Here is a 14,214-nt window from a genome sequence, read left to right as displayed (position 1 = left end):
ACGCGGACGGTCTAGCGTCCCATGGCGTCGCGGCCGGCCTCGACGCGCTTGCGTTGGGCGGCGCGCTCCTCGCCGGTCAGTCGCTCAAAGAGATGTCCGATAACCGAGGCGAGCACCTGCTGAAACAGCGTTCCGCACATGACGGGAAACACGACTTCGCCTGGAAAGTACTGCGTGGCGATGACGGCGCCCGAAGAGATGTTACGCATGCCGCAGGTAAAGCACATGGTGGTCGTCTCGCTATACGGCAGGTGCAACGCACGGGCGACCAGAAAACCGACGACAAAGCCGCTGATGGCGAAGACCAAAATAAAGAGGGCGACTTCCAAGCGCTCAACATTCATGTGCAACACGTACTCGCTCATGGCGGTGGAGTTGGACGCGATGACCCCCATCATCATGAACTTGCAGGCGGGCGAAAGCGCGGGGGAGAGTTTCTCATGTCCCCATCCGCGCGTGAGCTCGTTGATCACGATGCCGAACACGGCAGGGATGGCGATCATAAAGGCCGTGTTCTGCATCATGCCCGGAACATCGATTGCGACGGTGGCACCCAGCAGGAGCTTCAGCGTGAGCGGAATCGTCACGGGCGAGATGACCGAGGACGTCAGGATGATGGTGAGCGCGAGCGGGCCGTTGCCGCCGAACATGCTAATCCACATAAAGGCGGTGACTGCCACGGGTACGCTGTACTCGAGCGCGATGCCGCAGACAAGGTTTGGGTTGGAACCAAAGAACAGTGAGCTCATGGCATACGCCGCGATGGGGATGAGCACGGCCGAGACAAATAACGCCAAAATCAAATGTAGGGGACGGCGGAACACCTCGGCCACCTGGTGAAAGGTGTTGCTGAGCGCACCTTGGAACGTCATAAAGGCAAACAGGGCGGGAACGATGGGCTTGAGCACGCCGATCTGCCGGGGAAAGAGCACGCCGAGCGTCACGCAAATCGGAACGATGACCTGCATGTGCCCCGCAAGAAACTTGCCCAGTCCAACCCATTGCTTCATATGCTCTTGTGACTCCCTTTGCTCGTGAATCCGTTTTGAATGGATATGCTAGACGCTCGCATGCGTCCGTGCGTCAGAAACGCTCGATTATTTCGAGGGTATTACCGCCCTCGTTTATCGAAACCGCGGCGTGCTGGACGTTGTGCGTCCGCGCTGCACGGTATAATAAATCCGTTCAACAGATCTGCCTGCCGAAGCGGGTATACACAGAGGACTCATCGCTATGAACCGTGAGAGGTATCGCGGCGACCTGCCCCTATCGGGGGTGGGCGCCTATGTCATCGCTTAAGACGACGCATCGCTGGGCAGTCGCTCGGCAAAACCCCGAGCTCGAAAAGGAGCTTTCGGCTGGCCTGGGCATACCCGGGCTGGTGGCGCGCATTATGGTTGCGCACGGCATAACATCCATCGAGGAAGGCCAGCTGTTTTTGACGCCTTCGCTCGATCGCGACTGGGCCGACCCACTCATTATTCCGGGCATGGCGGTCGTTGCCGACCGCGTCGAGCGCGCTATTCGCAACCACGAGCACATCGCGGTCTTTGGCGATTTTGACGTCGACGGCATTACGTCGACTTGTCTGTTGACCGAGGCGCTACGTTCGTTTGGCGCCAACGTCACGCCGTTTATTCCGCATCGCTTTGACGAGGGCTACGGCCTGTCGCGTGCGGCGCTCGACCGCGTCAACGAGCTCGCCCAACCCAACCTGATCGTGACCGTCGATAACGGCATTGCCGCCAAGGAGGAGGTCTCCTATCTGGAGAGCCTGGGGATCGATTTGGTGGTCACGGACCATCACGAGCCGTCCGACCAGGTGCCGCAGGGCGTGCCCCTGACCGACCCCAAGCTCGAGGACGAGGGTCCCTCGCGCGAGCTTGCCGGTGCCGGTGTGGCGCTCAAGCTGGTGCAGGTCCTGGGCGAGCGTTTGGGCAAGCCGTCGTATTGGCGTTCGCTGATCGAGGTCGCGGCGCTGGGCACCGTGTCCGACATGATGCCGCTCACGCCCGAGAATCGCGCACTGGTCGCCGAGGGCATCCAACAGATGCGCGTGACGGCCCGTCCCGGCTATATCGCGCTTGCCGCACTTGCCAAGGCCGACCTTTCTACCATTACGGCCGACGGCCTGTCGTTTTCGCTCATCCCTCGTCTGAATGCTGCCGGCCGCATGGCTGATCCCAAGCTGGCGCTCGACCTGCTGCTTGCCCGCGATCCTATCGAGGCAAGTGCACTGGCAGCCGAGCTCGAGGAAATCAACCGTCAGCGCCGCGAGATCGAGGCGGAGCTCACACGCGACGCCATGGCAAAGGTCGAGGAGACCTATGACGGCGGTCGCGCAATCGTCGTGGGTGGCGAGGGCTGGCACGAGGGCGTCAAGGGTATCGTAGCGAGCCGCCTGACCAACCGTTATCACGTGCCGGCGCTGCTCTTCTCGATTGAGGACGGCGTTGCGCGCGGATCGGGTCGCTCGGTGGGCAAGGTCAACCTGTTCGACGCCGTCGAGCGTTGTTCCGACCTGCTGATTCGTCGCGGCGGACATGCCGGTGCGGTGGGTGTGACCATCGAGGCATCCAAGCTCGATGAGTTCCGCCGCCGCCTTTCCGCCGTGCTATCGGAGCTTCCCGCCGAGGACTTTGAAGACACCGACGAGGTCGCCGCCACCGTCGACCTTTCCGAGCTGAATATCGAGACCATCGAGCAGATCTCCCGTCTTGAGCCGTTTGGCCAGGGCAACAAGGTGCCGCTGCTGGCTGCCGAGGGCGTGACGATGTGCGACCGCGCCGTGGTGGGCAAAACCGGCGAGCACATGCGCTTTGTGGCGACCGATGGCGCCGCGAGTGTGCCGGCCATTATGTTCCGCGTGCCGCAAATCGATAAGCTCATCAACTGCGATAGCGCTGTCGACTTGGTGTTCGAGGCCGTTGCCGAGCATTGGCAGGGGCGTGTGAAGCCCAAGCTCATGATCAAGGATGTTCTGGTCCGCGATACCACGCTGCCCAGCGTCGACGATCCGGCATGCGAGCTTCGTCGTGGCGTGCAGCCGGCGGATTCCGGCCTGCGCCTGGAGTCGCGTAAGCGCGAGACGCTCGCCCAGCTTTCCTATACCGAGCTCACGCGCTCGCTTATCCATAGCTTTATCGGATCGAACCAGCCGCACCGCGCGCAGGTTGAGGCGCTCGATGCCTTGGCCGACCACCAGAGCGTCTTGGCCGTTATGGGAACGGGCCGCGGCAAGTCTCTCATCTTCCATGTACATGCTGCGCGCGAGGCTGTCCTTCGCGGACGTGCGAGCATCTTTGTCTATCCGCTGCGTGCGCTTGTTGCCGACCAGGCCTATCACCTCTCGTCGACGATGGCAGCGCTTGGCATTGGCGTTGGCGTGCTGACCGGCGAGACCGTGGAGGCCGCACGCGATGATGTGTTCGCCGGCCTAGCTTCGGGCCGCACCGGTATCGTGCTCACGACGCCCGAGTTCCTATCTATCCACCGTGACCGCTTCGCGCGTTCGGGCCGCATCGGCTTTGTCGTTATCGATGAGGCGCACCACGCCGGCCTTGCCAAGGGCGGCGACCGCAGCGCCTATCTCGACATGCCCGATATCCTCAAAGCCCTGGGCGACCCGGTTGTTATGGCTGCGACGGCCACCGCGACGGCTCCGGTCGTGGCCGAGCTTGCCCGCATGCTGCCGATTACTCGCACGGTGGTCGACGAGACGGTGCGCGAGAACCTGCAGCTCGAGGACGACCGCGACCTTGCGAGCCGCGAGAATCGTTTGGTGTCGATCGTGGCGACGGGGGAGAAGACCGTCATTTACGTCAATTCGCGCGACCAGTCCGTGGCGCTCGCCAAGACGTTGCGCAAACGCGTGCCAGACTGTGCGACCCATATCGCGTTCTATAACGCCGGGCTCGCGCGTTCCGATCGCCGCCGCGTAGAGGAAGCGTTTCGTGACGGAAACCTCAGTTGCATCGTTTCGACCTCTGCCTTTGGTGAGGGCGTGAACTTGCCCGATATCCGCCATGTCGTGCTCTACCACATGCCCTTTGGCGCCATCGAGTTCAACCAGATGAGCGGACGCGCCGGTCGCGACGGCCAACCTGCCGTGATTCACCTGCTCTATTCGTCGCGTGACGCTCGCATTAACGAGCGCCTACTCGACTGTTACGCGCCCGAGCGCGATGAGCTTGTCACGCTCTATCGAGCGCTGCAGACCATGTGGCGCTCCAACCGTGGCAAGACGGGGGACGATTCATTCTGCGCAAGCGATATCGACATTGCGCAGATGTGCCTTGCCATCGATGCTCGCACGCCGGTCGACGAGCGCTCGGTGGAAAGCGGCCTGGGAATCTTCGAAGAGCTCGGTTTCTGTCGCGTTTCGGGGTTTGACGATACGCGTCGCATCGCGATGGCCGAAAACCCTGGCCGCGTGCAATTGAGCAGGTCAATTCGCTATTTGGAGGGCTTGCGCTCGCGCATGGAGTTCTCGGCTTTCCGGAGCTGGGCGCTCGATTCGTGCGCTTCTGATATGCTAGCCAAAGTTAACCGCCCGATCGTACCGCGGGCCTAGGGGAAGGGGACCTCGATGGATGCCGCAGCCCGTACCGCCCATGATTCCACCCTCCAGCCGTTTTCGGAGATGGAGCACTATAAGCATGCCGATGAGCTGCCGCCCGAGATTATGGCGGACAGCTACGACAAGCTAGAGCGCCTGTGCCTCAAATATATGAATGAGGACGACTTCTCTAAGGTGGAGCAGGCCTATTGCTTTGCTGCCGAGAAGCACTGCAACCAAAAGCGCCGCTCGGGTGAGATGTACATCAACCATCCCGTCGAGGTGGCCATCATTTTGGCCGATCTCAAGATGGACTGCGATGTGGTGTGCGCCGCGCTGTTGCACGATACCGTCGAGGATACCGAGACCTCGCTTGCCGATGTTTCCGGCCTGTTTGGCGATACGGTGGCCGAGCTCGTCGATGGCGTGACCAAGCTCACCAACATCGAAGTCGACAGCATGGACGAGAAGCAGGCCCTCACGCTGCGCAAGATGTTCCTTGCCATGTCCAAGGACATCCGCGTCATTATCGTCAAGCTTGCCGACCGCCTGCATAACATGCGTACGCTGGCGGCCCTTCGCGAGGACCGTCGCCTGTTTAAGGCCCGCGAGACCATGGACGTATACGCGCCCTTGGCCGACCGTCTGGGCATGAGCTCTATCAAGTGGGAACTCGAGGACCTGTCCTTCTTTTACCTGGAGCCCGATGCCTACCAGCGCATCTCGCGCATGGTAGCCGAGTCGCGCGAGGTTCGCGAGCGCTATCTGGCCGAGACTATCAAGACGCTCACCGATGAGCTCAACCGCATTGGCCTGGAGGGCTTTCAGATCAACGGCCGTTCCAAGCACTATTGGTCTATCTATCAAAAGATGAAGCGCAAGGGCAAGGAGTTCTCCGAGATTTACGACCTGGTGGCGCTGCGCGTCATCACCCATTCGGTGCGCGATTGCTATTCCACGCTCGGTGCGGTGCATACGCTGTGGCACCCCATGCCCGGTCGCTTTAAAGACTATATCGCCATGCCCAAGGTCAATAACTACCAATCGCTTCACACGACGGTTATCGGACCCACGGCTCGTCCGCTCGAGATTCAGATTCGAACCTACGAGATGCATGAGCAGGCCGAGTACGGCATTGCCGCCCACTGGCTGTATAAGAAATCGGGCGGATCGTCTGCGTCTAAGACCAATGATGCCCAGCGTCTGGATGACCAGATTAACTGGCTCAAACATTCGCTCGATTGGGCTGCGTCTGATGAGATCACCGACGCCAAGGAATACCTGCATTCGCTGAAGGTCGACCTCTTCGATCAGGAGATTTTCGTCTTTACGCCCAAGGGCGAGGTCATGGCGCTTCGTGCCGGCTCCACGCCGCTCGACTTTGCCTACGCCGTTCACACCGAGGTGGGAAACCACTGCGTCGGCGCTAAGATCAACGGTGCGGTGGCCCCGCTCACGCACGAGATCAAGACGGGCGACCGTGTCGAGATTCTGACCAACAAGAGTTCCAAGCCGTCGCGTGATTGGCTCAAGATCGTTAAGACACCTTCCGCCAAGTCAAAGATCCGCCGTTACTTCGCCGCCGCGACCAAGGACGACGACGCTGCCGCCGGCCGCGATATACTGGCTAAGGACCTGCGCAAGCGCGGATATGGCATCTCTACGCCACGATCCACGCGTGCGCTCAACGCCGTGGCGGAGCAGTTTAACTATAAGCAGCTCGAGGACCTGTTTGCCGCCGTTGGTGCGGGCAAAGTCGCCCCACGTGCCGTTGGCAATAAGGTCGAGCAAATCTTGGACCCCAAACCCGAGGAACAGCTCACCAAGGCCGAGGCTATCGCCGAGGTCGTCAAGCAGCCTGCCCGCGGCTCCAACCGCAAGCCGCAAAAGCGCGGCAAGAGCGCCAGCAACGGCATTATCGTCAAGGGCGAGAGCAACAGCGGCCTGCTGGTCCGTCTGGCCCATTGCTGCAACCCCGTGACGGGCGACGACATCGTCGGCTTCATCACGCGCGGTCGTGGCGTTTCGGTGCATCGCGCCAACTGCCCCAACGTCAAGGGTCTTATGGAGCATCCCGAGCGCATGATCGATGTGGAATGGGACGGCGCTGCCGACACCCTCTTCCAGGTCGAGATCGTGGTCGAGTGCCTGGACCGCATGGGCCTGCTCAAGGATGTCACCATTGCCATTGGCGATGCGGGTGGCAATATCCTTTCTGCCGCCACGTCGACCAACCGCGAGGGTATTGCAACCCTGCGCTTTATGGTCGAGATCTCGGACGCGAGTGGTCTGGATCCGCTGCTGGCCTCTATCAGCAGCGTTGACTCGGTCTACGACGCGCGTCGCTTGATGCCCGGCGAGGGTGGAGCCCAGCTTAAGCGCCGCGTTTAGTCGCGACGAACGTGCCATATTATCGATATTCGCTACACTCGAGGCATCGTTTGATGCCTCGAGTTCTATAGAGAGGAGAGGGACATGAGTGCTGTGTCCTTGGATTTAACTCCCAAGGGATCGGTCGAGATCGAGACGCTCGTAAACGGTCCCATTCAGACCAATAGCTATGCTGTCATTTCGGACAATGAGTGCGTGATTATCGACCCCGCATGGGAAGGCGAGCGCTTGGTGGAGCATATTCGAGCCGAACACCCCGATGTGCAGGTGCTCGGCGCCGTTTGCACGCACGGTCACGCCGACCATGTTGGCGGTGTCGCTGGAGTTCGGGCCGCCGTTGGCGCCGACGTCCTGTACGAGCTGTGTGGCAAGGACGCAGCAGTGCCGCATGCGAATATCGAGGAGCAGCGAGCGATGTGGGGCATCGAGACGCCCGATCCAGGTGAGCCGACGCGGCTGCTTGCCGAGGGCGACACCATTGAGCTGGGCGACATTTGCCTGCAGGTAATTGAGGTGCCCGGGCACACACCGGGCGGCATCGTTCTGTTCGCCGCCACTGAGCAGGGGAACATTGCCTTTGTGGGCGACACGCTATTCCCGGGTGGGCATGGCCGCACCGATCTTTCTGGAGGAGACGAGGCGGCGATCCTGCGCTCGCTCTCCAAGCTCGCCCAGCTTCTCCCGCCCGATACCGTTTGCCTAACCGGCCATGGCGATTCGACCACCATGGCACGCGAGCTCATGCAGAGCCCTTTCATGCAGATGTAGCTTAATAGTCGGCTTTTGAAGCACGAGAAGCGTCCAAACGTCAAGCTATTTTTCCCCAACGGGTCGATTTCGTAGGGCAAACGGTCAAAAAAGTCTGTTTGGACGATATTCGTGAACAAACGAACGTTTATGCTCGGGTGCGCCGTGGTAAAATCTCAGGCGTTATCGGAGCAACCTTACAGGAGGTTTCTTTTATGCTCGTCAACGCAGCAGACATGCTCAAGAAGGCCGAGGCCGGCAAGTACGGTCTTGGTGCCTTCAACACCAACAACCTCGAGTGGACCCTGGCTATTCTCCAGGCCGCCGAGGAGGCCAAGTCTCCGCTGATCCTTCAGTGCACCGCTGGTGCCGCTAAGTGGATGGGCGGTTTCAAGGTCTGCGCCGACATGGTCAAGGCTGCCGTCGAGGCCACGGGCGTTACCGTTCCCGTCGCCCTTCACCTCGATCACGGTTCTTACGAAGACTGCTTCAAGTGCATCGAGGCCGGCTTCACGTCCATCATGTATGACGGCTCTCACGAGGAGACCTTCCAGCTTAACCTCGACCGCACCAAGGAGCTCGTTGAGCTTGCCCACTCCAAGGGCATGTCCATCGAGGCCGAGGTCGGTGGCATCGGCGGCACCGAGGACGGCGTGACCTCCAGCGGCGAGCTCGCTGATCCTGCTGAGTGCAAGCAGATCGCTGACCTGGGCGTCGACTTCCTCGCCTGCGGCATCGGCAACATCCACGGCGTGTACCCCGCCGACTGGGCTGGTCTTTCCTTCGAGCGTCTGGGCGAGATTAAGGCCCAGACCGGTGACCTGCCCCTCGTTCTGCACGGTGGCACCGGCATCCCCGAGGATCAGATCAAGAAGGCCATCTCCCTGGGCATCTCCAAGATCAACGTCAACACTGACCTGCAGCTCGTCTTCGCCAAGGGCGTCCGCGAGTACATCGAGGCTGGCAAGGATCAGCAGGGCAAGGGCTTTGACCCCCGCAAGCTCCTCAAGCCTGGTCGCGACAACATCGTTGCCCGCACCAAGGAGCTCATGGAGGAGTTTGGCTCCGTCAACAAGGCGTAAGTAGCGGTTTAACTTCCCGCCGGAGGCCCCGTTTCCCCTACGCTGTTTCCCTCGCGCTCACCTGGCTTTGCCAGAAGTCGCGCGACGGAATCAGCTCCGGGGAAACGGGGCCTCCTTTGTTAACTCGCTACAGGGTTACTGGGCTGAATTAAAATGGCTACTGGCTTCGCCAGAAGTCGCGCCAAGGAAACGGTTCCGGGGGACGGGGCTTCCTTCGTTTAACGCCGCAGGCTTACAAGTCTGAATTCATTTTTAGAGGTACCGTTTATCGGTGTTGAGAGCTCCTTTATTGGGGCTTTCTTTTTTATCTCGCTACAATGTGCTTCAAGAGTTCTAATGACTTGGAGTTTGGTATGGCTGTTATTGATGTACTGCCTTCGGATGAGAAGGTTATTGACGAGGGCCCTGTTGGTTGCTCTGTCGATGTTTGCTGTGATGATTTTCGCCATCTCGATATTGGGCTAACGCCTGAGATTCTTCGTCTTAAGGATGCCGGATATTTGACGCAGGCTGTTGCTGCCTGCGATCGCCTTTTGGAGCAGAACCCTGAGCCTTCGCTGGCTGCTTGTGTTCGTGCAGAGCGGTATCGCATGCTCGAGACGCCGCTTCATTTTTCGGTGTCGCGTGATCGGGCCATTGCGATGATTCGCGAGGAGTGGCCTGAGTTTACCGAAGAGCAGTTCGATGACCTGATTAATCGTAAGCGTATTGACTGGCGCTTTATCGATGGCGAGCTGTTTGTTCTCGATAACTTCCTCGATTCACTTCGCGTGTACCCCAAGGAGGTCCCGGGTCTGCGTCCCGATTCTACGGATGGAATTGCGCTGCGCAACCAGATGCTCGAGGAGATGGAGTCGCGGGGCGGGCTGTCTCGCGCCATCACGCTTAAGGCATGCGTGTCTGTCCCCGGTGCTTTGGAGGGAGAGACTGTTCGCGCGTGGCTTCCCGTTGCCGCCGCCTGCCGCCAGCAATCTCAGGTCGAGATGCTTGATATGACGCCGGAGGGGGCCGTTGCTCCTGCGAGCGCCTCGGCGCGTACTGCCTCGTGGGTCTCCTTGACTGATCGCTCGTTCTCAGTGACCTATCGCTATCAAATCGATGCCGCTTATCGCGATATCTATGGGGGTGCGCTTCCGGCGCATCCGTGTATGGACGCGCCGCTGCCCGAGGACACCTCCGAGGACCGTCCGCACATTGAGTTCACGCCATATTTACAACAACTGACCGAACATGTCGTTGACGGGCTCGAGGATCCGCTCGATCGCGCCCGTGCTATCTATGATTACCTGACACAGCATATCGACTATCGCTATCAGCCACCGTACCTGCTTTTGGGATCTATTGCCGACGACTGCGCACACTCGCTCCGCGGCGATTGCGGCGTTATGGCGCTCACGTTTATCACCATGTGCCGCATCGCGGGCGTTCCTGCCCGTTGGCAGAGCGGCCTGTATGTTGCGCCCGATTCGGTGGGACCGCACGACTGGGCCGAGTTCTATACACCCCAGACCGGTTGGCTTAACGCCGACGTATCGTTTGGTTCCTCCGCACGCAGGATGGGGGAGGAGTGGCGTCGTCGTCACTACTTTGGCAATCTCGACCCGTGGCGTATGGTGGCCAACGATCGATTCCAGGCTGAGTTTGTGCCTGCTTTCGACGGCATGCGCGAGGATCCCTACGACAACCAGATGGGCGAAGCCTCGGTTAACGGACGCGGGTGCCGCCAGCGTGAGATGCTCCGTTCGGTCGAACTCATCGAAATGCTCGAAGTTCCATTTTCGGACTAATCAACAGAAAGCTGTGATAAACTAACTCACGCATTACGTGCCCGAGTGGCGGAATTGGCAGACGCAGTGGACTCAAAATCCACCGTTGGCAACAACGTGCGAGTTCGAGTCTCGCCTCGGGCACCATACATGCACCTGCGCTTCAAGGGGGTTGCGGCCCCCTTTTTCGTGTACGTAATGTGATAACGCGCGGTACGTGTTATTATTCGCAAGGCGTTGTTCCCGCAATGCCCTAAAGAGGAACCTGAGGGTTCCCACCTTTTGGCGCCAATGAGCAGCTGACTGGTCATACAACTTAGATTCCCTTCCTCATACCGAGGATGTCTATGTGTACGACCTGGTTGCAAAGAAGCGCCGGGTTATTTTTTTATGAATGGAGGTAGGGAAAATAGCTAAGTCTGATGACACCCGCATCAACGACGAGATCACTGCATCTTCGTGCCGTTTGATTGGCGTCGATGGCTCTCAGCTCGGCCTGTTCGCCATCCGCGATGCCCAGCGCGTCGCCGACGATCAGGGTCTCGACCTGGTCGAGATCGCTCCCAACGCGGAGCCGCCGGTCTGCAAGGTCATGGACTACGGTAAGTTCAAGTACCAGCAGGCCATGAAGGCCAAGGCCGCTCGTAAGAACCAGTCCAAGGTCGAGGTCAAGGAAATGAAGTTCCGACCCAAGATCGACGTTGGCGACTACGAGACCAAGAAGGGCCACGTTCTGCGTTTCCTCAAGAAGGGCGCACGCGTTAAGATCACCATCATGTTCCGCGGCCGTGAGATGGCTCACCCGGAGCAGGGTCTTAACGTTCTCGAGCGTCTCGCCGAGGATCTCAAGCCTTACGCTACGGTCGAGTCCAAGCCTAAGATGGAAGGCCGTAACATGCTTATGCTGCTCGCCCCGATTAAGGGCGCCTTCGATGAGGATAAAGCGGCAAGCGATACCAAGTAACTAGTGTTCTGTAACCGATTAAGGAGTATTTCATGCCTAAGATGAAGTCCCACAGCGGCACCAAGAAGCGTTTCCGCAAGACTGGTACCGGCAAGCTTATGCGCGCCAAGGCTTTCAAGAGCCACATCCTGAGCAAGAAGTCCACCAAGCGTAAGCGTGGCTTCCGTCAGGAGACCGAGATTGCCGCTGCCGACCGCAAGGTCATCAAGTCGCGTCTCGCCTAAGTTCGCGTTCCCATTTTTCGTTTTACCGTCTAGGAGTTGATAGAACATGGCACGTATTAAGCGCGCTGTTGCCGCCAAGAAGAAGCGCCGTACCGTTATGCACCGTGCGAAGGGTTACTACGGTGCCGCTTCGCGTACTTACAAGCATGCTAAAGAGCAGGTCCAGCACTCCCTGCAGTATCAGTATCGTGATCGCCGCAACAAGAAGCGCGAGATCCGCTCTCTCTGGATCACCCGTATCAACGCTGCTGCTCGCCTGAACGACATCTCTTACTCTCAGTTCATGCACGGCCTGAAGGTTGCCGGCATCGAGCTCGACCGCAAGGTCCTGGCTCAAATGGCTTACGAGGACATCGAGTCCTTCAACGAGCTGGCTACCATCGCCAAGAAGGCTCTCGAGGCCTAATTGATTCTCTTGAATCGCTAGGGGAGTGTCGCGCTGTGCGCGGCGCTCCCTCTTTTTATCTAAAGCGCTGGTTTATTTAGCAAAAGCGCGGGTAGATAGACAGTTACAGGTGACCGATCTTTATATATCTCTAAACCGAAGGGTCATCATCTGATACGTGCAGTATTTCTGCACCAGCCTTTCTATTTCTTATATAGGAAGCGATACATTGTGTAGGACTTGTGAAGAGTGGAATTGACGTCCCACATCGCTTCGCGGTCTGGCAATATATCTCCTTGCCGCGCAGCCCGGTCGGACCGGATCAGCCGCCAGGCGTGCACCTTGAGAACCGGATACTGCGAGGATGGACACTTACGAGTGTCGCATCCGGGCAGACATCGAACCATTTGAAATGGTCTAACTTGGATTTGTTTTTCGCAAGGCCGCCGAGAGGCGGCCCCGAGAAATTCCTTTTCCTATCAAATAGAACCATATGAATCGAACGGAACCGATCAGCGATGGACTGAGAGGACCGGACGGGCTCGAAGCCCATATATTTTGGACGGAGAGTTCGATCCTGGCTCAGGATGAACGCTGGCGGCGCGCCTAACACATGCAAGTCGAACGGCACCCCTCTCCGGAGGGAAGCGAGTGGCGAACGGCTGAGTAACACGTGGAGAACCTGCCCCCTCCCCCGGGATAGCCGCCCGAAAGGACGGGTAATACCGGATACCCCGGGGTGCCGCATGGCACCCCGGCTAAAGCCCCGACGGGAGGGGATGGCTCCGCGGCCCATCAGGTAGACGGCGGGGTGACGGCCCACCGTGCCGACAACGGGTAGCCGGGTTGAGAGACCGACCGGCCAGATTGGGACTGAGACACGGCCCAGACTCCTACGGGAGGCAGCAGTGGGGAATCTTGCGCAATGGGGGGAACCCTGACGCAGCGACGCCGCGTGCGGGACGGAGGCCTTCGGGTCGTAAACCGCTTTCAGCAGGGAAGAGACGAGACTGTACCTGCAGAAGAAGCCCCGGCTAACTACGTGCCAGCAGCCGCGGTAATACGTAGGGGGCGAGCGTTATCCGGATTCATTGGGCGTAAAGCGCGCGTAGGCGGCCCGGCAGGCCGGGGGTCGAAGCGGGGGGCTCAACCCCCCGAAGCCCCCGGAACCTCCGCGGCTTGGGTCCGGTAGGGGAGGGTGGAACACCCGGTGTAGCGGTGGAATGCGCAGATATCGGGTGGAACACCGGTGGCGAAGGCGGCCCTCTGGGCCGAGACCGACGCTGAGGCGCGAAAGCTGGGGGAGCGAACAGGATTAGATACCCTGGTAGTCCCAGCCGTAAACGATGGACGCTAGGTGTGGGGGGACGATCCCCCCGTGCCGCAGCCAACGCATTAAGCGTCCCGCCTGGGGAGTACGGCCGCAAGGCTAAAACTCAAAGGAATTGACGGGGGCCCGCACAAGCAGCGGAGCATGTGGCTTAATTCGAAGCAACGCGAAGAACCTTACCAGGGCTTGACATATGGGTGAAGCGGGGGAGACCCCGTGGCCGAGAGGAGCCCATACAGGTGGTGCATGGCTGTCGTCAGCTCGTGTCGTGAGATGTTGGGTTAAGTCCCGCAACGAGCGCAACCCCCGCCGCGTGTTGCCATCGGGTGATGCCGGGAACCCACGCGGGACCGCCGCCGTCAAGGCGGAGGAGGGCGGGGACGACGTCAAGTCATCATGCCCCTTATGCCCTGGGCTGCACACGTGCTACAATGGCCGGTACAGAGGGATGCCACCCCGCGAGGGGGAGCGGATCCCGGAAAGCCGGCCCCAGTTCGGATTGGGGGCTGCAACCCGCCCCCATGAAGTCGGAGTTGCTAGTAATCGCGGATCAGCATGCCGCGGTGAATGCGTTCCCGGGCCTTGTACACACCGCCCGTCACACCACCCGAGTCGTCTGCACCCGAAGTCGCCGGCCCAACCGCGAGGGGGGAGGCGCCGAAGGTGTGGAGGGTGAGGGGGGTGAAGTCGTAACAAGGTAGCCGTACCGGAAGGTGCGGCTGGATCACCTCCTTTCTAGGGAGATACATTCTTAGAGAGAAAACACT

Annotated in this window: 9 protein-coding genes, 1 tRNA gene and 1 rRNA gene; 10 read left to right on the top strand and 1 reads right to left on the bottom strand. The window is 59.7% G+C overall.

Annotated features, from left to right (window positions below; genetic code table 11):
• Window positions 1-11 precede the first annotated feature (11 nt).
• Window positions 12-1,010: a bile acid:sodium symporter family protein gene (locus DW136_RS02415; RefSeq protein ID WP_117582917.1), complete on the bottom strand. Its 999-nt coding sequence runs from the start codon at window positions 1,008-1,010 to the stop codon at window positions 12-14.
• A gap of 275 nt (window positions 1,011-1,285) precedes the next feature.
• On the opposite strand from DW136_RS02415, the gene recJ reads away from it, so the two are divergent.
• From recJ to DW136_RS02365, 10 genes are all read left to right on the top strand, one after another.
• Window positions 1,286-4,573, top strand: a complete 3,288-nt coding sequence (recJ, locus tag DW136_RS02410; protein ID WP_117582918.1) for a single-stranded-DNA-specific exonuclease RecJ — start codon at window positions 1,286-1,288, stop codon at window positions 4,571-4,573.
• 15 nt (window positions 4,574-4,588) lie between these two features.
• Window positions 4,589-6,949: a bifunctional (p)ppGpp synthetase/guanosine-3',5'-bis(diphosphate) 3'-pyrophosphohydrolase gene (locus DW136_RS02405; RefSeq protein ID WP_117582919.1), complete on the top strand. Its 2,361-nt coding sequence runs from the start codon at window positions 4,589-4,591 to the stop codon at window positions 6,947-6,949.
• 84 nt (window positions 6,950-7,033) lie between these two features.
• Window positions 7,034-7,717: an MBL fold metallo-hydrolase gene (locus DW136_RS02400; RefSeq protein WP_117629661.1), complete on the top strand. Its 684-nt coding sequence runs from the start codon at window positions 7,034-7,036 to the stop codon at window positions 7,715-7,717.
• Between the two features lie 194 nt (window positions 7,718-7,911).
• Window positions 7,912-8,778: a class II fructose-1,6-bisphosphate aldolase gene (fba, locus tag DW136_RS02395; RefSeq protein ID WP_035137086.1), complete on the top strand. Its 867-nt coding sequence runs from the start codon at window positions 7,912-7,914 to the stop codon at window positions 8,776-8,778.
• Between the two features lie 353 nt (window positions 8,779-9,131).
• Complete coding sequence (locus DW136_RS02390; RefSeq protein ID WP_117582921.1) at window positions 9,132-10,565, top strand: transglutaminase-like domain-containing protein; 1,434 nt, start codon at window positions 9,132-9,134, stop codon at window positions 10,563-10,565.
• A gap of 39 nt (window positions 10,566-10,604) precedes the next feature.
• Window positions 10,605-10,691: transfer RNA gene (locus DW136_RS02385), tRNA-Leu, on the top strand.
• Window positions 10,692-10,938: 247 nt separating this feature from the next.
• Entirely contained in the window at window positions 10,939-11,508 is a 570-nt protein-coding gene (infC, locus tag DW136_RS02380; RefSeq protein ID WP_006234423.1) for a translation initiation factor IF-3, read from the top strand.
• A gap of 32 nt (window positions 11,509-11,540) precedes the next feature.
• Window positions 11,541-11,732, top strand: a complete 192-nt coding sequence (rpmI, locus tag DW136_RS02375; protein WP_006234422.1) for a 50S ribosomal protein L35 — start codon at window positions 11,541-11,543, stop codon at window positions 11,730-11,732.
• 46 nt (window positions 11,733-11,778) lie between these two features.
• A complete protein-coding gene (gene rplT / locus DW136_RS02370) occupies window positions 11,779-12,138 on the top strand; it encodes a 50S ribosomal protein L20 (protein WP_006234421.1) in 360 nt (119 codons plus the stop codon).
• A gap of 538 nt (window positions 12,139-12,676) precedes the next feature.
• Window positions 12,677-14,182: ribosomal RNA gene (locus DW136_RS02365) — 16S ribosomal RNA — on the top strand.
• Window positions 14,183-14,214 lie beyond the last annotated feature (32 nt).

The organism is Collinsella sp. AM12-1 (assembly GCF_003472325.1).
Lineage (GTDB): Bacteria > Actinomycetota > Coriobacteriia > Coriobacteriales > Coriobacteriaceae > Collinsella.
This window is presented reverse-complemented; position numbering and strand designations above follow the sequence as displayed.

Excerpts from the sequence above, each read along its gene's own strand:
- DW136_RS02415 (WP_117582917.1), bottom strand. The coding sequence starts at position 1,010 with ATGAAGCAATGGGTTGGACTGGGCAAGTTTCTTGCGGGGCACATGCAG.
- recJ (WP_117582918.1), top strand. The coding sequence starts at position 1,286 with ATGTCATCGCTTAAGACGACGCATCGCTGGGCAGTCGCTCGGCAAAAC.
- DW136_RS02405 (WP_117582919.1), top strand. The coding sequence starts at position 4,589 with ATGGATGCCGCAGCCCGTACCGCCCATGATTCCACCCTCCAGCCGTTT.
- DW136_RS02400 (WP_117629661.1), top strand. The coding sequence starts at position 7,034 with ATGAGTGCTGTGTCCTTGGATTTAACTCCCAAGGGATCGGTCGAGATC.
- fba (WP_035137086.1), top strand. The coding sequence starts at position 7,912 with ATGCTCGTCAACGCAGCAGACATGCTCAAGAAGGCCGAGGCCGGCAAG.
- DW136_RS02390 (WP_117582921.1), top strand. The coding sequence starts at position 9,132 with ATGGCTGTTATTGATGTACTGCCTTCGGATGAGAAGGTTATTGACGAG.
- infC (WP_006234423.1), top strand. The coding sequence starts at position 10,939 with ATGGAGGTAGGGAAAATAGCTAAGTCTGATGACACCCGCATCAACGAC.
- rpmI (WP_006234422.1), top strand. The coding sequence starts at position 11,541 with ATGCCTAAGATGAAGTCCCACAGCGGCACCAAGAAGCGTTTCCGCAAG.
- rplT (WP_006234421.1), top strand. The coding sequence starts at position 11,779 with ATGGCACGTATTAAGCGCGCTGTTGCCGCCAAGAAGAAGCGCCGTACC.